At 62.7% G+C, this 17,232-nt stretch carries 14 protein-coding genes and 1 riboswitch; of the genes, 12 read left to right on the top strand and 2 right to left on the bottom strand.

Annotated features, from left to right (window positions below; all coding sequences use genetic code 11):
• Window positions 1–245: 245 nt before the first annotated feature.
• Window positions 246–455: a cold-shock protein gene (locus HYPGJ_RS17350; protein WP_013216331.1), complete on the top strand. Its 210-nt coding sequence runs from the start codon at window positions 246–248 to the stop codon at window positions 453–455.
• Between the two features lie 87 nt (window positions 456–542).
• On the opposite strand, the gene HYPGJ_RS17345 is transcribed toward HYPGJ_RS17350, so the two are convergent.
• The gene (locus HYPGJ_RS17345; RefSeq protein WP_046848200.1) at window positions 543–1,124 is read right to left on the bottom strand and encodes a DUF1285 domain-containing protein; all 582 of its coding nucleotides are present in this window, start codon (window positions 1,122–1,124) and stop codon (window positions 543–545) included.
• Between the two features lie 209 nt (window positions 1,125–1,333).
• Here HYPGJ_RS17345 and HYPGJ_RS17340 point away from each other — a divergent pair, with 209 nt between their 5' ends.
• The 11 genes from HYPGJ_RS17340 to HYPGJ_RS17290 all read left to right on the top strand — a co-directional run bounded on the left by HYPGJ_RS17340 (window position 1,334) and on the right by HYPGJ_RS17290 (window position 15,259).
• Entirely contained in the window at window positions 1,334–2,332 is a 999-nt protein-coding gene (locus HYPGJ_RS17340) for a MoxR family ATPase (RefSeq protein ID WP_046848524.1), read from the top strand.
• 6 nt (window positions 2,333–2,338) lie between these two features.
• Window positions 2,339–3,310, top strand: a complete 972-nt coding sequence (locus HYPGJ_RS17335; RefSeq protein WP_052750946.1) for a DUF58 domain-containing protein — start codon at window positions 2,339–2,341, stop codon at window positions 3,308–3,310.
• The gene (locus tag HYPGJ_RS17330; protein ID WP_046848522.1) at window positions 3,307–6,279 is read left to right on the top strand and encodes a DUF4159 domain-containing protein; all 2,973 of its coding nucleotides are present in this window, start codon (window positions 3,307–3,309) and stop codon (window positions 6,277–6,279) included. The genes HYPGJ_RS17335 and HYPGJ_RS17330 overlap by 4 nt, the downstream gene beginning before the upstream one ends.
• Window positions 6,280–6,289: 10 nt before the next feature.
• Window positions 6,290–8,425, top strand: a complete 2,136-nt coding sequence (locus tag HYPGJ_RS17325) for a membrane protein (RefSeq protein WP_046848199.1) — start codon at window positions 6,290–6,292, stop codon at window positions 8,423–8,425.
• A gap of 23 nt (window positions 8,426–8,448) precedes the next feature.
• Window positions 8,449–9,246 carry an NAD(P)-binding domain-containing protein gene (locus HYPGJ_RS17320; RefSeq protein ID WP_046848521.1) on the top strand — a complete coding sequence of 266 codons (798 nt, stop codon included), beginning with the start codon at window positions 8,449–8,451 and terminating at the stop codon, window positions 9,244–9,246.
• A 91-nt stretch (window positions 9,247–9,337) separates the two neighbouring features.
• Window positions 9,338–10,954 (top strand): DUF4332 domain-containing protein, encoded by a 1,617-nt coding sequence (locus tag HYPGJ_RS17315; RefSeq protein ID WP_046848198.1) that lies wholly within the window; start codon window positions 9,338–9,340, stop codon window positions 10,952–10,954.
• A 159-nt stretch (window positions 10,955–11,113) separates the two neighbouring features.
• A riboswitch (TPP riboswitch) is annotated at window positions 11,114–11,222 on the top strand.
• 109 nt (window positions 11,223–11,331) lie between these two features.
• A complete protein-coding gene (gene thiC, locus HYPGJ_RS17310; protein ID WP_046848197.1) occupies window positions 11,332–13,239 on the top strand; it encodes a phosphomethylpyrimidine synthase ThiC in 1,908 nt (635 codons plus the stop codon).
• Window positions 13,240–13,290: 51 nt separating this feature from the next.
• Window positions 13,291–13,575, top strand: coding sequence for a hypothetical protein (locus HYPGJ_RS17305; protein ID WP_046848196.1), 285 nt, complete (start codon window positions 13,291–13,293; stop codon window positions 13,573–13,575).
• Between the two features lie 25 nt (window positions 13,576–13,600).
• Window positions 13,601–14,011: a hypothetical protein gene (locus tag HYPGJ_RS17300; protein ID WP_046848195.1), complete on the top strand. Its 411-nt coding sequence runs from the start codon at window positions 13,601–13,603 to the stop codon at window positions 14,009–14,011.
• 85 nt (window positions 14,012–14,096) lie between these two features.
• On the top strand, window positions 14,097–14,552 hold the full coding sequence (locus HYPGJ_RS17295; protein WP_046848194.1) for a DUF6790 family protein: 456 nt from the start codon (window positions 14,097–14,099) through the stop codon (window positions 14,550–14,552).
• 86 nt (window positions 14,553–14,638) lie between these two features.
• Window positions 14,639–15,259, top strand: coding sequence for a hypothetical protein (locus HYPGJ_RS17290; protein WP_244466229.1), 621 nt, complete (start codon window positions 14,639–14,641; stop codon window positions 15,257–15,259).
• Window positions 15,260–15,856: 597 nt separating this feature from the next.
• Here the strand turns inward: HYPGJ_RS17290 and HYPGJ_RS17285 are convergent.
• A complete protein-coding gene (locus HYPGJ_RS17285; protein WP_046848193.1) occupies window positions 15,857–17,170 on the bottom strand; it encodes a polysaccharide deacetylase family protein in 1,314 nt (437 codons plus the stop codon).
• Window positions 17,171–17,232: the final 62 nt, after the last annotated feature.

Below are 17,232 nucleotides of genomic sequence, written 5' to 3'. Positions count from 1 at the left end.
CATGGCTGTTTTTCCGGCAGGCGGACGGTTCCGCGTGCCGGAATTGTGACCGTTTGCGGGATACCCCGTATCTTCGCTTGCAACCGGAGGTGTTTTTTTCCATACTGCGCGCGATCGAGCTTCGCTGGATGACTTGGCCCTCGCTGCGAAGTGCGCGCCTGAACTGGACTTCCAAAAAATCTCGACCGTCTTGCCCAGCATCCGCCGGGCCAGAGCGCATGTTTGTTGAACAAGGATTTTTATTTATGCAGACAGGAACCGTGAAATGGTTCAACAGCCAAAAGGGCTTCGGCTTCATCCAGCCGGATGGCGGCGGCAATGATGTGTTCGTTCACATCAGCGCAGTCGAACGCGCCGGGCTGAACGGTCTCAATGAAGGACAGAAGATCTCCTTCGAAATCGTGGCTGATCGCCGTAGCGGCAAATCATCGGCCGACAATCTTCGTCCCGTCTGATCGCCAGATCGACGCGAGATACGAGTTTACGAAATCCGCGCCTGCTCCGGCAGTCGCGGATTTTGTTTATCGGCGCAGGACGGCGCTTCAGGCTCCGGCACTGAGCGGCCACCAGACGCCGCCGCTCCATACGCCGACGGCTTCCCCGTCATCGTCGTTCGCCTCGGCGAGCGAGACGAGTTCCATGTAGACGGCGCGCGTGCAGAGGGCTTCGAGCCGGCCGCGCACAAGCACGTAGGGCTTCAATCCGCTATCGGGTTCGCTCACTTGGAAGCGCAGCGGATGAGCGGCATCGACCGTCACGACATCGTCGACGTTGGTGCGGAAGGTCAGCGCCCGATCGCGTCCTTCACCTGACACCGCCAACTCGACGGCAAGAAACGGCGCGTCCTCGACATCGACATCGATTTTCTCGGCCGGCGTTACGAGATAGGTTTTGCCGTCGTCGTCTTTTCTCAGAATGCTCGCGAAAAGCTTGACCAGCGCGATGCGGCCGATCGGGCTGCCCTGGTAAAGCCAAACGCCGTCACGGCGAATGCTCATTCCGATGCTGCCGCAGTAGGGCGGGTTCCATTTGTCGACCGGTCGCGCTCCCGCCTCGCCGCCTTCCTTCGCCGCGCGAAGCAATGCATCCAGTCCCTGAGACGGGGAAGCGAACGTCTCCGTCATGGCGGCAAACTCATGAGTTTCATCCGATATCTGCCGCGCGGCTCAAGGCTGCCGAATTGCTACCTTATCCTAACGTAACATTCACTTGACCCTAGGAGGACCGGGCGGGATCGTCTAGGCTCAAGATGCTGCCGGGAACGCCGAAGCTCGGCCCGTTGTTTCCGTATGCGAAATCCGCACGAGATCTGCCCAGCGAGGCCATTCATTCCATGAGTAATGTCGTCGAGACTCACACCGATATCGTGCCACGGCTCGAAGCGGCGGCTGAACGCGTGCAGCGTGCGCACAAGGCTGCGGCCGCGGTGATCTTCGGTCAGGACCAGGTCATCGAGCGGACGCTGATCACGATCTTGTCGGGCGGGCATGCGCTGCTGATCGGCGTGCCCGGTCTCGCCAAGACTCTACTCGTCGAAACGCTTGGCAAAGTGCTCGGGCTCGAAGCGAAGCGCATTCAGTTCACACCCGACCTCATGCCGTCGGATATCATCGGTTCGGAAGTGCTCGAAGACGAAGCGGGACGCGGGCGCTCGTTCCGCTTCATCAAAGGACCGATCTTCACTCAGCTGCTGATGGCGGACGAAATCAACCGCGCTTCGCCGAAGACGCAGTCGGCGCTGCTGCAGGCGATGCAGGAGCATCACGTCACCGTCGCCGGGCAGCGTCACGACACGCCCGCGCCGTTCCACGTGCTCGCGACGCAGAACCCGCTGGAACAGGAAGGCACGTATCCCCTGCCTGAAGCACAGCTCGACCGTTTCCTTCTGCAAATCGACGTCGGCTATCCCGATCTCAACGCCGAGCGGCGGATGCTGTATGCGACCACCGGCACCGACTCTGCGAAGGTCGAAGCTGTGATCTCGGCGCAGGATCTGATGGCGACGCAGCGGCTGGTCCGCCAGATTCCGGTTCCGGACAAGGTCGTCGAAGCGATCCTGAAGCTCGTGCGCTCGGCGCGTCCCGGCACCGGCGAGAACGCGGAGACCGATCGCTTCGTCGCTTGGGGTCCTGGTCCGCGCGCCAGCCAGGCTTTGATGCTCGCGGTTCGTGCGAAGGCTTTGATCGACGGACGCCTCGCGCCATCCGTGGACGACGTCATCGCGCTCGCGGAACCGATCCTGAAACACCGCATGGCGCTGACGTTTGCTGCGCGCGCCGAGGGCGAAGATCTCAACCACATCATCGCGCGCCTCGCAGCGTCGGTGGAGTAATCACGAATGGCGGACGCCCGCGGGCATGGTTCCGGCATCAGCAACGAGAGCCGGCAGGTTCTGGCGCTCGAGCGTGAGGCGGTCGATCTCGTCGATCGCATGCCGGAACTGCTGATGGAGGCGGACCGCATCGCATCGACCGTTGCGCAGGGCATTCACGGCCGGCGACGCGCGGGGCCCGGCGAAACCTTCTGGCAATTCCGGCAATATCAAGCGGGCGAAAACGCGACGCTCGTCGATTGGCGGCGGTCAGCGAGTTCGGATCACTTGTATATCCGCGAGCGCGAGTGGGAGGCGGCGCATACGCTGCATCTCTGGCCGGACATTTCGCCGTCGATGAATTTCCAGAGCCACTTCGCGCCGGTCCCGAAGCGCGACCGCGTACTGGTGCTGACGCTCGCCGCAGCCGAGCTTCTGGTGCGCGGCGGGGAACGCGTGGCGCTGCTCGCGCAGATGTCGCCAACCGCAAGCCGCAACGCTGCGACGCGCATCGCCGAAACGATCGCCAGCCACAGCCGCTCCGAAGCGATGCAATCCGGTCTGCCGCCGAAGGCTTCGCTCAGCCGCTTTTCGGGGTTGATCCTGTTCAGCGATTTCCTGTCGCCGCCGGACGTCATCCGCGAACGGCTCGAAGGTTTCGCGGGCAACGGCGTTGCTGGACATATGGTGCAGGTGCTCGATCCCGCCGAAGAAACGCTGCCGTATCATGGACGCACCGAATTCCTGAGCCCATCCGGGGGCGAGCGATGGGTAGCGGATCGCGTCGAAGCGCTGCGTCCGAAATATCGCGCGCGTTTCGAAGCGCATCGCGCCGAGCTTGCCGAGATGGCGAAGCGGTTCGGGTGGTCGTTCCTCACGCATCACACCAACCGCCCCGCGTCGGAACCGCTGTTGTCGTTGCTGATGCGGCTTCAAGGTTCGACGAGCGGCTATAAGTGGATGGCGGGAAGCTCGGATGCGATGGAGCGCGCGCCATGAGCTTCGGCCCGCTCGCATTTCTTAATCCCTGGCTGTTGGCGGCGCTCATCACGCTGCCGATCATCTATTGGCTGCTGCGCGCGGTGCCGCCGCGCCCGACACAAGTTCAATTTCCGCCGACGCGCATTCTCGTCGGGCTCGATAACGATGAGAAGACCGCAGAAAAAACGCCGTGGTGGCTGACGCTGATCCGGCTGATCGCGGCGACGCTCGTCATCCTGGCGCTGGCGGAGCCCATTCTCAATCCGTCGCGCGACGCGGCGCTCTCGGGCGAAGGTCCCGTGGTGCTGTTCGTCGACAACGGCTGGTCGGCGGCGTCGCGGTGGCCGGAACGCGTCGCGATGATCGATCGGATCATCGGCGAAGCGGAAAGCAAGGGCCGTCCGGTGATCGTCGCGGGAACGGCGGCGGCGACGCGGTTACCCGTGCTCAAGATTCAATCTCCGGCCGAAGCGCGGAGCACGGCCGCGGCGCTGGTGCCCGAACCCTTCGCGCCGGATCGTGGCGCGGCTGCCGAGGCTCTGAGGAAGGCGCTTGCTGAAGCGAGCGTCAAAAATCCAAGCATCGTCTGGCTGCAAGACGGCATCGATCACAAGTCGGACGTCGCCGGAGTTGTAAAGACGCTTACCGAACTCGCGGGCAATGGAACGATCGCCGTTCTGGACGAGGCGCAGGGACGCGAGGCGCTCGGCCTTGCTGCGCATCTCGGCGAGAAGGGAAAGCTCGAAGCGACCGTTCTGTCGCCAGGCGGCCCGGCGCGGACGGGCAGCGTGTATGCGTATTCCGCGCGCAGCGAGCGTCTTGGGGAAGCCCCGTTCAAGCTCGCGGCGGGCGAGCGTTCAACGACCGTCGTGTTCGAACTGCCGCTCGAATTGCGCAATCAGGTGGCACGGCTGGAGATCGCGAGCGAGCGGTCGGCGGGATCGGTCAGCTTGATCGATGCGGCGACGCAGTGGCATCGCGTCGGGCTTTTGTCGGGTGAAAGCCGCGAGGAGGCGCAGCCGCTGCTGGCGCCGCTCTATTACATCGAGAAGGCGCTTAAGCCGTATGCGGATATCGCGATCGCCAAGAATGCGAACCTGTCCGACGGCCTCGATAGCGTTTTCAAGCAGAACATTTCCGTATTGATGCTCGCGGATATCGGCACGCTGACGGGCGAAGCGGCGAAGAAAGTCGACGATTTCGTGAAGCGCGGCGGTCTGCTCGTGCGCTTCGCCGGGCCGCGTCTCGAAAAAGCGGGCGATGACTTGTTGCCAGTTGTGCTTCGCAGCGGCGGGCGGTCGCTCGGCGGCGCGCTCTCGTGGTCGACGCCACAGCCGCTCGCTGGATTTGACGAAAACAGTCCGTTCGCAGGGCTCACCATTCCCAAGGACGTGACGATCAACCGTCAGGTGCTGGCGGATCCCGCCGAACTGACGCCGGAGATCGAGATCTGGGCACGGCTCAAGGATGGTACGCCGCTCGTCACGGCCGCCAAACGCGGCAACGGACGTCTCGTGCTGTTCCACGTCACGGCGAATTCCGATTGGTCGAATCTGCCGATGTCGGGACTGTTCGTCGACATGCTGCGACGGCTCTCGACCATGGGTACGATCGGCGCGGCGCAGAGCGGTACAGCGACCGAGACGAATGCAAACGCAGGCGCAACCGAGACCAACGACAGCAACGTGCTCGCACCGATCCGGACGCTCGACGGGCTCGGGGCGCTTCGCACGCCGCCGCCGACGGCAGAACCGCTCAAAGCCTCCGAGCTTGAAAAAACGGTGCCGAGCATCGAGCATCCGCCCGGCTATTATGGACAGCCTGCGAGTCCGCGCGCGCTCAATGTGCTGACGCCGAAAAGCACGCTGGTGCCGTTCCCGAGCCTTCCGGCCTCGGTAACGCGACTCTCCTATGATAACGGCGCGAGCACGGCGCTGAAGCCGACCCTGCTCGGCATCGCGCTCGGATTGCTGTTCGCCGATATTCTCGCGGTTCTCGTTTTGCAGGCCGGCGGCATCGGCGGACTGTTTTCGCGCCGCTCGCGTCCGCGCGCCGGTACGGCGGCGATGATCGCCTTGGGAGCCCTCTCCTTCGCAGCTTGGCCGGACCATGTCCGAGCGCAAGATTTTTCGCCGCAAGATTTCCGGCAGCCGGATATTCAGCAGCTCGACTCGTTTGCGCCGCGACCTCAGACGGACACGACGCAGGTCGTGCGGCCGGGCAACCTTTCGGCCGCCGACAAAGCCGTCATCGAGGCGACGGGCAAAGTCACGCTCGGCTATGTCGTGAGCGGCGACCGGACGACGGACGAAACGAGCCGCGCGGGTCTGGAAGGATTGGGACGCGTTCTGCAAACGCGCACGGCCGTCGAACCGGGCGAGCCGAAGCCAGTCGACATCAGGAAGGACGAGATCGCGTTCTATCCCATTCTGTATTGGCCCGTTCTCGACACTGCCGAAGCGCTGCCCGATCCGGTCATCGCCAAGATCGACGCGTATATGAAAGAAGGCGGGCTCATTATTTTCGATACGCGCGACTATGGGCAAGGCGGAAGCAGCACGTTGCCACTCGCGGGCAAAGGCGGATCGGCATTGCAGCGGCTGTTGAGCAAGCTCGACGTGCCGCCGCTCGAGCCCGTTCCCGAAAATCACGTCGTGACGAAGTCGTTCTATCTGCTGCGATCGTTTCCCGGCCGCTGGGATGGCGGGCAGCTTTGGGTCGAGGCGATCCCGAACAACGACGGCGATACGCACAAAGCGCGCGTTTCCGACGGCGTGACGTCGATCATGATCACGTCGAACGATCTGGCGGCGGCATGGGCGCTCGACGATCGCGGGCGTCCGATCTACCCGACCGTCCCAGGCGGCGAGATGCAGCGCGAGATGGCGTTCCGCGGCGGTATCAACATCGTCATGCACGCGCTGACCGGCAACTACAAAGCCGATCAGGTGCACGTGCCGGCGCTGCTCGAACGGCTGGGCCAATAAGGACACGAGTTTGAACTGGTCGATTACATTCGCTCCGCTCGTTCCCAATCTGGTGCTGATCGCACTGGCGGCGGTGGCGATCGGACTGGTCATCGCGCTTCTCGTCCGGCGGTCGCGGGGCGCGCTGCTGCGGCTTGCGGCGCTTGCGGCGCTGATCGGCGCGTTGCTCAATCCGATCCTGAAGGAAGAGCAGCGCGAGAGCCTCGACAACGTCGCAATCGTCGTCCTCGACGAAAGCCCGAGCCAGAAACTTTCCGACCGGACGAAGCAGCTCGAGGCGATCCGCAGAGATATCGAAGCGAAATTCGCGAAGATCCCGAACCTCAAGATCAAGTGGGTCAACGGTGGCGTTCCCGGCGAGCAGACGGCTCCAGGGACGAACCTTTTCGCCGATCTCAACGCGGCGCTGAGCGATACCGCGCCGGACCGCATCGCAGGCGTCGTTTTCGTCTCGGACGGGCAAGTGCATGATGTGCCGAAATCGGCCGCGGCGCTTGGTTTCGACGCACCCGTGCATACGCTGTTGACCGGCAAACCGGATGAATTCGACCGGCGGATCGAGATCATCGAAGCGCCGCGCTACGGTCTCGTCGGGCAATCGCGTCCGATCGAACTCGCCGTGCGCGAGACCGGCAAAGCCCCGACGTCGGGCTCTGGAGCCGTGACGCTCAAAGTTCGCCGCGAGGGCCAGCCCGACGAAACGGTTCGCACTGAAATCGGCCGCAAGGTCACGGTCAACATGCCGATCCCGCACACGGGAACGAACATCGTCGAGATCGAGCTGGCGCCGACGCCGGGCGAGCTGACAACCGCCAACAACCGCGCTGTCGTCGCGGCCGAAGGCGTGCGCGAAAACCTGCGCGTGCTTCTCGTGTCGGGTGAGCCTCATCCGGGCGAACGGACGTGGCGGAACCTTCTCAAGTCCGACGCGGCAGTCGATCTCGTCCACTTCACGATTTTGCGGCCACCGGAAAAGCAGGACGGAACGCCGATCAATCAGCTGTCGCTGATCGCGTTCCCGACGCGCGAGCTGTTCTCAGAAAAGATCAACGAATTCGACCTGATCATCTTCGACAGGTACGAGCATCGCGGCATTCTGCAATTGCTCTACTACGACAACATCGCGCGCTACGTGGATGAGCATGGCGGCGCGCTGCTGGTCGCGGCGGGTGACGATTACGCAAGCGCCTACAGCATCTATCACACGCCACTGTCGTCGGTTCTGCCTGCGGCTCCGACGGGGCGCGTGCTGGAGATGCCGTTCCGCGCCAAGATCACGCCCGAAGGCCAGAAGCATCCTGTGACGCAAGGCCTGCCAGGCTGGAACGCGGCGAAAGTTGCGGATGCGTCGCCGCAGCCGACCTGGGGACACTGGTTCCGCCAAGCCGAAGTCACCGGCGAGCGCGGCCGCATCGTGATGACCGGCGCGGAGGACAAGCCTCTGCTCGTTCTCGATCGCAAAGGCAAAGGCCGGGTAGCGCTGCTGACATCCGATCAGGCATGGCTTTGGGCGCGCGGGTACGATGGCGGTGGGCCGCATACCGATCTTCTGCGCCGTCTTTCGCACTGGCTCATGAAGGAACCCGACCTTGAGGAAGAGCGGCTGATCGCATCCGCTCGTGGCCTCAAGCTGACGGTCGAACGGCGATCGATGGATGACGAGATCTCGCCGGTAAAAATTCTCGGACCGGGCGGCGACACGACGGATGTCACGCTCACGCGCGCGAAGGCTGAGCCCGGCGTCTGGCGCTCGACAATCGATGTCAAACTGCCCGGCCTTTACAAAGCCGAGACACCGGCTTCGACGGGCGAGCTGACGGCCGTCGCCAACGCGGGCGTCGAAGATCCGCGCGAGATGAGCGAAGTGACGGCGACGGACAGCAAGATGAAGCCGATCGCGGACGCGACGGGCGGCGGCGTTTTCTGGACGCGAACGGCAAACGGTTCGGCAACGGATATCGATGTGCCGCGCATTTCGATGATGTCGTCGGCAAAGGTCATGGCGGGCTCGGGCTGGCTCGGGCTCAAGGACCGGCAGGCGTACCTGACGCGCGGCGTCAAGCTGACGCCGATGTTCAACGGGTTTGCAGCGCTCGCGGCGTTGCTGGCCTTGATCGCGCTTGCATGGTGGCGCGAAGGACGCTAGCTCGCGCCAAAGCCGGAGGAACGATGGCCAGCTCTCAACCTTATGGCGACACTCCGGTCGGAGTCATCGGCAACGACGACTACGGTCCGGCAATTGCGGCGCGTCTCGCAGCGTGCGGCTATCGCGTGCTCTATGGCGGATTGCCGGGCTCTCCCGCCGTGACGCGCGGCCAGCGGCTTGAACCTGCTTCGACGCCGACGGACGTTGCATTCGAATGTTCTCTCGTGCTCGTTGCGGTCGATGATACCGAAGCGATGCGCAATCTTCTCGTCGGCACTCCGGACCGGATGGGAATGGGCGCCGAGATGGAGCCGGGATCGGTCATCGTCGATATCGGCGCGCGCACGCCTCGCGAACTGCAAGCGCTCCTCGGGCTGCTCGGGACACGCGGCGTGGCCCTCGTCGATGCCGCCCTGATCGGCGGTTCGGACGCGGCGGCGGAAGGCCGGGCGAAGATCATGCTCGGCGGATATCCCGACTCGGTCGAAATCGCAGACAAGGTGCTTTCGCTTCTCGGTCACGTTGAGCGCACCGGACCGCTCGGCAGCGCGCATGCGGTCGCAGCGCTGATGGGTTATGTCGAAGCCGCGCATGCGGTGGCGCGGGATGAAGCTTTGGCGCTCGGTCGTGCCTGCGGGCTGACACCGGAAGTTCTGGCGCGCATGCTTTCGGAGGCCTCTCTGGCGCGCGCGACGAACGTGACACGTATCGGGCGGAACGCGGATCTGGCGCGGCGGATCGCTCGGGATCGCGGGCTCAGCGCCGATATCATCGATCTTGCGGCCGAGAAACAGGCGCGGCAGCGCAGCGAAAATCGTTGATGACCCGCTCTGGTGTCGCTGCTGCAATCGAGGACGGCGCGCGACTCGCGTAGACATCGGGCTGATACCGTGACCAGCCCCGAGGCGAGAGATGTCCGCGCTTTTTCGAATTGTCTATGCCACGCATGCCAACGGCACGCATCATAAACTGGCGCTCGACGGTCTCGACGCGATGCCGCGCAAGGACAAAGAGGCGTGGTCACGGGTCATGCTGAAGCATGTCGAGCGCTTTCTCGAAGGCTCGAAAGCTCCGGACGTCACGTTCAAGGATTTCAAGAATCACGTCTTGCACGTCTCCGAAAATTATTGGGGCGGCGCGCCGGAGAAGGCCGCCGAGTGGTACCGGCGGACGGTCAGCGAACTGCAAGCCGGCAATTGGCCGGATGCGGCTTACGCGGCGGGCGTGCTCAGCCACTATTACACCGATCCCGTCATGCCGTTTCACACCGGACAGACGGAAGCCGAGAACGCTATTCATCGCGCCACCGAGTGGAGCATCAATCGTTCCTACAATGCGCTGCGCGCGATCGGCGAAAAGCGGTTTGCCGATGTCGACGCGTTCCTGCCCACAGGTCCCAACTGGCTGAAAGAGTTTGTGTGCGACGGCGCTGAATATTCGCATCGTTACTATGAGAAGCTGATCGCGCATTACGACATTCACAAAGGCACGGTCCGTCCCGAGGATGGGCTTGACGATGTCGCGCGCACGATCGTCGCCGAACTGTTGATGTACGCGGCGAAAGGCTATGGCCGTGTTCTCGATGCGGCGATCTCGGAAGCGGGCGTCGCCGCGCCCGAGGTCACGCTCACCGCCGAGACGTTCCTGGCGATGACGCAGATCCCACGCAAGTTCATCGAGAAGCGCCTCTCGAACGAGGAAGACCGCAAGCTCGTCGCGGCAATCTACGACGAATTGAAAACGACGGGCCGCGTCGAGAATTCTTTGTCGGAAGACGACCGGACGATCCGCGATCTGCATCGCAAGGAAGTTCTGGAGCCGCAGCTTGCGCAACGAAACGAAGTGCGCGCTGCGCGCGTTTCGGGCGCAGCCGTCCCCCTGATGCAGACGCCGCCTACGATCGCGCCGCAGGAGGAAGCGGCGCCCGCGCACGATACGACCGCGCTCGAACTCGCGGTCGCGAAGTCCTCGCACATCGCGTCCGAGGTTACCGAGCGTCCTCCCGCCTTGCCGGTGCAGTCCGATAGTCTTGCAGCCGTCGCGCGCACGCCGCATCCGCGTCCGATCCCTGTTCGTGTGCCGGAAGAGCGAACCGAGGTAGGCCGCGCCTATCTGTTCGAAAGCGACGATCTCGAGGCAGCGCCATCCATCGGACCGAAAATGGCGGAGCGTTTTGCGGCGGTCGGCGTGCATACCGTCGGCGATTTTCTCGAACGCGATGCGATGCAGCTAGCGGATGACCTCGACGACTCGCGCTTCGACAGCGAGACGTTGACCGACTGGCAGGATCAGGCGCGCATGGTGATCGATATTCCGGGACTCAGGGGCACGCATGCGCAGCTTCTCGTCGGCGCGGGATATCGCACGGCGGAGGCGGTCGCGGAGGCCGATCCGGTCGTGCTTTCGGCGCATGTGCTGAAGTTCGCCGCGACGTCGGCAGGGCGGCGCGTGCTGCGCGAGGGCCGTCCGCCGGACATCGAGAAAATCAAAAGCTGGGTCGGCGCCGCGAAGCACGCGATGGCGGCTTGACGGAGAGCGGCTCGCTGGCTTTGTGCGAGCGGAAACCAGCGTAGATGGCCGCCTTCGCGGCCATGACGACGGATTTTGGCCTCTCCCGAATTTCTTTGGCTCGCGTTGACTAAGCCGTTCGCCTGACTTGCCATCGCAATTCAATCGAGCCACAATCGAACTGTTTCCGAGGGGCGCCGGTTGTCCGGCTGAGATCGCGTAAGGAGCGCGAGCACCCTTAGAACCTGATCCGGGTCATGCCGGCGAAGGGACGGGCAAACCAGGTGGCGCGACGCCACCCTTCCGCACCTTTCCGGATGACGCATATCGCGCGCGCCGCCGCGTGACGTCATCGTTCGCGTGCTTCCCCGGTGGAAGCGTCGAGAGGAGCAATTGTCATGAATAAAGTCACCCGTGCTTCCGAGATCGTAACGCCGAAGGTGACGACCGGGCCGGTTCAGGGCTCGCGCAAAGTCTATGTGTCGCCCGACGATGCGCCGGATCTGCGCGTTCCGTTTCGCGAGATCGTGCTCAGCGAGGCAAGCGGCGAAGCGCCGTTCCGCGTGTACGATGCCTCGGGGCCATATACGGATGCAGCGGCGACGATCGATGTCGAGACAGGCCTGCCGCGCGTGCGCGACGCTTGGGTGCAAGAGCGCGGCGGCGTCGAAGCATATGACGGGCGCGCGGTGAAGCCGGAGGACAACGGCAACGTTTCGGGCTCGCACGCCGCGCGCGTGTTTCCGACTGTGTTCCAGCCGCTGCGCGCAATGACTCCCACCCCCACCCCTCACCCCTCCCCGCAAGGGGGAGGGGAATTTAGTGGGCGCGGCAATCCTCTCACGCAATTTGAGTATGCGCGGGCGGGGATCGTCACGAAGGAGATGATTTACGTCGCGCATCGCGAGAACCTGGGGCGCGCCGAAGCTCTGGCGCGGGCGAAGGATGCGATCGGCGACGGGGAAAGTTTCGGCGCGGATATCCCCGCACACATCACGCCGGAGTTCGTGCGCGATGAGATCGCACGCGGCCGCGCCATCATTCCGGCGAACATCAATCACGGCGAACTCGAGCCGATGATCATCGGCCGCAACTTTCTCGTGAAGATCAACGCCAACATCGGCAACTCCGCCGTCACGTCGTCGGTCGAGGAGGAAGTCGAGAAGATGGTGTGGGCGATCCGCTGGGGCGCCGATACCGTCATGGATCTTTCGACGGGCCGCAACATTCACACGACGCGCGAATGGATCATTCGCAATTCGCCCGTGCCGATCGGGACCGTGCCGATCTATCAGGCGCTCGAAAAATGCGACGGCGATCCGGTCAAGCTGACGTGGGAGCTTTATCGCGACACGCTGATCGAGCAGTGCGAGCAAGGCGTCGACTACTTCACGATCCATGCCGGCGTGCGGCTGCCGTTCGTGCCGCTGACGGCCAATCGCGTGACGGGCATCGTTTCGCGCGGCGGCTCGATCATGGCGAAGTGGTGCCTCGCGCATCACAAGGAAAGCTTCCTCTACGAACGCTTCGACGAGATTTGCGATCTGATGCGCAAGTACGACGTTTCGTTCTCGCTCGGCGACGGATTGCGTCCAGGCTCGATCGCGGACGCCAACGACCGCGCGCAATTCGCGGAACTCGAAACACTCGGAGAGCTGACCAAGATCGCCTGGGCGAAAGGTTGCCAGGTGATGATCGAAGGGCCCGGCCACGTGCCGATGCACAAGATCAAGGTCAACATGGAGAAGCAGCTCAAAGCCTGCGGAGAAGCGCCGTTCTATACGCTCGGACCGCTGACGACGGACATCGCACCGGGATACGATCACATCACGTCCGGCATCGGCGCGGCGATGATCGGCTGGTACGGCACGGCGATGCTCTGCTACGTGACGCCGAAAGAGCACCTCGGACTGCCGAACCGCGACGACGTCAAGACGGGCGTCATCACGTACAAGATCGCGGCGCATGCGGCCGATCTCGCGAAGGGGCATCCGGCGGCGCAGCTTCGCGACGACGCGCTCTCGCGTGCGCGGTTCGATTTCCGCTGGCAGGATCAGTTCAACCTGTCGCTCGATCCCGATACGGCGACGGCGTTCCACGACGAGACGCTGCCGAAGGACGCCCACAAGGTCGCGCATTTCTGCTCGATGTGCGGGCCGAAGTTCTGCTCGATGAAGATCACGCAGGACGTGCGCGACTACGCGGCGACGCTCAACGACAAGGAAGTCGGCATGGCCGATATGAGCGAGAAGTTCCGCCAAATGGGCAGTGCGCTCTATGTCGAGGCCGACCGGTCGACCGAATAGGGTTTCCGGCGGCAATTGCTTTCGGCGGCGGAGAAGATAAAGTCCGCCGCCATGACAGCGTACCGCCTATTCCTATCCGTCGACATCGTCGCACTTTTCATCGCTCTCTATTTCTTTTTCGCCGGCATCAGCGATGGGTCGGTGTCGTCGTTCAACATCGCGCTTTGGCTTGCGGTGCTCGGCGGCCTGACGGCTGTCGTCGGGGGCGGGTACGCTCTCAAGACACAAGGGCGAACGTCCGCGGGCGCGGCAGTGCTTGCGGTCGTCGCAATACCGGCAATTCTCGGCGGGCTATTCTTTCTTTCGATATTGATTGCTCAGCCGAGATGGAATTGAGGGGCCGGGCGCAGGGGGGAATGCGATGGGGTTCAGGATTTACCAGCTCGGTGAATTGTTCGGCATTCTCCTGCTGCTCGGCGCGACCGCGACGCAGATGTTCTATCTCGATCCGCTGAAGCGCGAGATCGAATGGCGGCTCGCCGCCTTCAGCACTCAGCAGTCGGCGCAGGTTCAGATCAAAGCGATCTACGACAACAGGATCACGCTCCTGCAAGTGGCGAATGCGCCGGAGGAGAAGATCAAGGAAGCCGAAACGCTTCGCGATCAGAGCATCGCGCATTATAAGAATTCCGATGCCGATATCGCCGACTACATGATCGAGAAGGAAGGCGTCGAAGATATTCTGCAATGGATCGTGCTTGCGCTGTTCGCGCTCGGAACGCTGCTCGCAGGCTTCGGGCGCGCCATGGAAATGCGAAGAACTCGCGACTAAGCTAACGTCTCGGCCAGGAATGACTGAAAGCCGGCTTCATTGCCGATCCTGCGAGAAGCGCCCGACCCATCGATGCGGTGCAGATATGTATTATGTCTCCGTCGTTCTTCTCCTGCTTGTGCTCCCGGCGGCGTCCATCATCATTGAGGCGTTCTATTCCACCGGTGCCGACATCATGTGGCTTGTCGGAAAATGGTTCGTGTTCTGGGCTTGCGGCGTTCGCCTGCTCGCTGCGGGGCTGATGCAGACGCTTAAGCCGGAATTCACAGCAAAATCCATCTTCGAGATCGATGCTCCTGCGGCGCACGCGATCGTGCGCGAAGTCGGATTCGGAAATCTGGCAATGGGAACGCTTGGGCTTGCGAGCCTCTTCGAGGAGTCGTGGGTCGTTCCCGCCGCCATCGTGGGCGGATTGTATTACGGGCTTGCGGGGCTCGGGCATATTATCCGTCAAGGCAATTTCAAAGAGCGATTTGCGCTATGGTCCGACCTCGCGATCTTTGCGCTGCTCGCCGTGTTCGTCGTCACCCGCCTCGGATGAGAATTCCGTCGCCATTGCGATCGACCATGTTTTTGACGCATCACGCTTCTATCGGACGCTCGACAACGAAGGTTTGCAATATGCGAATGCGATTTGCCTCTGCCCTGCTCGCTGCCTTTTCCGGATTGGCCGGATCGGCGGCGATTGCCGACACTCCGTCATCGACGATCATCGCGCCCGTGCTCGGACAGCTGGTCGGGTTCACGCTTCCGGACGGGTTTGTGATCCAAAAAGAAGATGCCGACGCCGCGCGGTATTTTCGACCCGCGCTTTTAAAGGGCGAGAATTCCGATAACTGGACGCAGATGATCAGCATCACCGGCGTCAAGGATACCGACAAAGATCCGACCAAGAATGCGCAGTTCATTGCCGCGAACATCTCGAGCAGCATTCAGAAGCTTTGCCCCGACACCTTTTCAGTCAAGCCGTTCGGACCGACGACGATCGACGGGCAGGACGCGTTCGTAGCGGTGACGAGTTGCGGAAAGATCGAACCGGACAAGCATAGCGAAACGGCGCTGACGGTCGCGATCAAGGCCCGTGAAGCCGTCTACACGATCCAGTGGGCGGAGCGCGCTCCGGCGAATGCGGAGAATCTGACGATCGATGAAAGCAAATGGAAAGCCCGGCTGAAACAGATGGTGCCCTTCCGCATCTGTCCTGTCGTTCCTGGCGAAAAAGCGCCGTATCCAAGCTGCGGGAAATAGTTGAGCGCTTCGTCCCTCTTTGCAAAACGCGCGAACAGTGCGAGTCTTTCTCTATCAGCAACAACCGAGAGGAGGTGATCCGATGTCGAGTGGGATCTTGAGGCGGTCGATGTCGTGGTCGCTCAGACTTGCATCCGGAAATCTCCCGGAGTGCGCCTGATACGACGAGCGCGGACATTGCACTCCGCTTTCATGACGAATGATCTCACGGGGCCGCTGTCACAAGCGGCCCTTTTCATTTGCGACGCCGACATGACAACGCGATTTTGCGCGGCGTTTTGTTGTAACCAAAACACCACAGCAATATCGAATCACAGAGAGTGATTCGTTTTTCTGTGGAAGAACTGCGATTGCTGACATAGCTTTCCGGCCGTGGGGACAGTCGATCGGGGGACCGACTGGGGGGAGCGAAGCACCCACACATGCCGTAACACGATGCGCGAGTTCATCTCTCGCTGCATCGCATACGCCCAATAAGAGCTTGGCTTGCGGCAGGTCCGGGGGGACCTAAGGGCGGCCAAAAAGAAATGGGTGGCATATTCTGCCACCCATTTCTTTTTCGTCGCGTCATAGAGCCTTGCGATAGCTCGCCAGCTCCTATTCTCCGAACCAGAGCTTCCACGTTTCCTTGGCGCGCTCCACCAGCGACTTGTGCGGTGCCGCCGGTTCGCTCTTTGCCGCCGGTTTGGCGGGCGTCCCAGAAGGCTCTGCTTCGCCGTTACCCGAAACGGTCCGCACGACGGAGGCGGTGGTCATCGACGGCGGCGGAGCCGACGTGCTGTCCGACGAAGCAACCGGTTGAGCCGCATGCGCGGGCTGCGCGCTGGTCGATGCTGCGCCTGACGGCTCGTTGGACGATTGCTTACCGGGAGCTGCGGGCGATGCGGCTGGCGGCGAAGATTCCGGAGAAGCGGATTTTTCCGCTGGCGTGGATGCCGAAGGGAAAGCAGGCAACGGCGTCGCGGGCGCGTGTGCGCTTTCCTCGGCAGGCGCGGGCAGTCCCTCAGGCTCGCTGGCGTCATTCGCAGCGGCATCGCTTGGCGCAGAGCCGCCGACGGTTTTGACGACGCTCGACATCGGCCGTTCGGCACCGACCTGCGGCAGTCCCTTGGCTTCTTTTTCGATTGTCTCGTCGAACTCGGCGAGCGTGACGACCGGCGCCTTCGCCGTCAGGTGGACGATCTTGAAGCCCTTGGCTTTGATCTGTGCAAGGATGATCGGCAGCGCTTGCGCAGTCCGCTTGTGGATGTCGTGCATCAGGATGATGCCCTTGCCGCGCTTTTCGAGCTTCGCGACAACCGACTTGGCAAGATGATCGACGGTCTGCGGCCGGTAGTCGTTGCTATCGATGTCGGTCGAGAACATCGCGATGTTGCGCTTGCCGAGATAGGCGACGGCTTCCGGGGTATCGACGAGCGTCGGGAAGCGGAAAAACGGCGCGATCGGTCCGCCGATAGCGCGATGCACGCCGCTGATACCGCGCTCGATCTCGGCCCTGCCTTCCTCGAACGTCTTCGCCTTGGCGATGGCCTTATGGCTCCAGGTGTGCGTTCCGACGGTGTGCCCGGCCTTGGAAACCTCGCGGATGATTTCCGGATATCCCAGCGCCATCTTGCCGATCGAGAAGAACGTCGCCTTCACGCATTCGTCGGCGAGGGCTTTCAACACGGCTTCGGTAGCGTACTTCTGCGGACCGTCGTCGAACGTCAGGACGACTTCCTTGTCTTGAAGGAAGTCGTAGGCCTTGTAGTGCTCCATGCCGAAGCCCGGCCCGCCAGTGGTGTCGATTTCAACGGTGCGCGAGACGCCGAGCGTTCCGGCTTTCGGACATGCGTCCTGAGCCCAAGCGCTGGCCGAGACCCCGCTCAGCAATGCGAACACACAACCCCGCACCAACCAGCGCAATGCCATCCACATTCTCCCCGTTCGTCCGCAATTCCGTTCGGGCAAAGCAGGCGCGCAGATCAGCCTGA

The sequence above is a fragment of the Hyphomicrobium sp. GJ21 genome (assembly GCF_001006785.1).
Classification (GTDB): domain Bacteria; phylum Pseudomonadota; class Alphaproteobacteria; order Rhizobiales; family Hyphomicrobiaceae; genus Hyphomicrobium_B.
Note: the sequence above shows the minus strand (reverse complement) of the source record. Positions and strands in the feature narration are given on the sequence as shown.

Excerpts from the sequence above, each read along its gene's own strand:
- HYPGJ_RS17350 (WP_013216331.1), top strand. The coding sequence starts at position 246 with ATGCAGACAGGAACCGTGAAATGGTTCAACAGCCAAAAGGGCTTCGGC.
- HYPGJ_RS17345 (WP_046848200.1), bottom strand. The coding sequence starts at position 1,124 with ATGACGGAGACGTTCGCTTCCCCGTCTCAGGGACTGGATGCATTGCTT.
- HYPGJ_RS17340 (WP_046848524.1), top strand. The coding sequence starts at position 1,334 with ATGAGTAATGTCGTCGAGACTCACACCGATATCGTGCCACGGCTCGAA.
- HYPGJ_RS17335 (WP_052750946.1), top strand. The coding sequence starts at position 2,339 with ATGGCGGACGCCCGCGGGCATGGTTCCGGCATCAGCAACGAGAGCCGG.
- HYPGJ_RS17330 (WP_046848522.1), top strand. The coding sequence starts at position 3,307 with ATGAGCTTCGGCCCGCTCGCATTTCTTAATCCCTGGCTGTTGGCGGCG.
- HYPGJ_RS17320 (WP_046848521.1), top strand. The coding sequence starts at position 8,449 with ATGGCCAGCTCTCAACCTTATGGCGACACTCCGGTCGGAGTCATCGGC.
- HYPGJ_RS17315 (WP_046848198.1), top strand. The coding sequence starts at position 9,338 with ATGTCCGCGCTTTTTCGAATTGTCTATGCCACGCATGCCAACGGCACG.
- thiC (WP_046848197.1), top strand. The coding sequence starts at position 11,332 with ATGAATAAAGTCACCCGTGCTTCCGAGATCGTAACGCCGAAGGTGACG.
- HYPGJ_RS17305 (WP_046848196.1), top strand. The coding sequence starts at position 13,291 with ATGACAGCGTACCGCCTATTCCTATCCGTCGACATCGTCGCACTTTTC.
- HYPGJ_RS17300 (WP_046848195.1), top strand. The coding sequence starts at position 13,601 with ATGGGGTTCAGGATTTACCAGCTCGGTGAATTGTTCGGCATTCTCCTG.
- HYPGJ_RS17295 (WP_046848194.1), top strand. The coding sequence starts at position 14,097 with ATGTATTATGTCTCCGTCGTTCTTCTCCTGCTTGTGCTCCCGGCGGCG.
- HYPGJ_RS17290 (WP_244466229.1), top strand. The coding sequence starts at position 14,639 with ATGCGATTTGCCTCTGCCCTGCTCGCTGCCTTTTCCGGATTGGCCGGA.
- HYPGJ_RS17285 (WP_046848193.1), bottom strand. The coding sequence starts at position 17,170 with ATGGCATTGCGCTGGTTGGTGCGGGGTTGTGTGTTCGCATTGCTGAGC.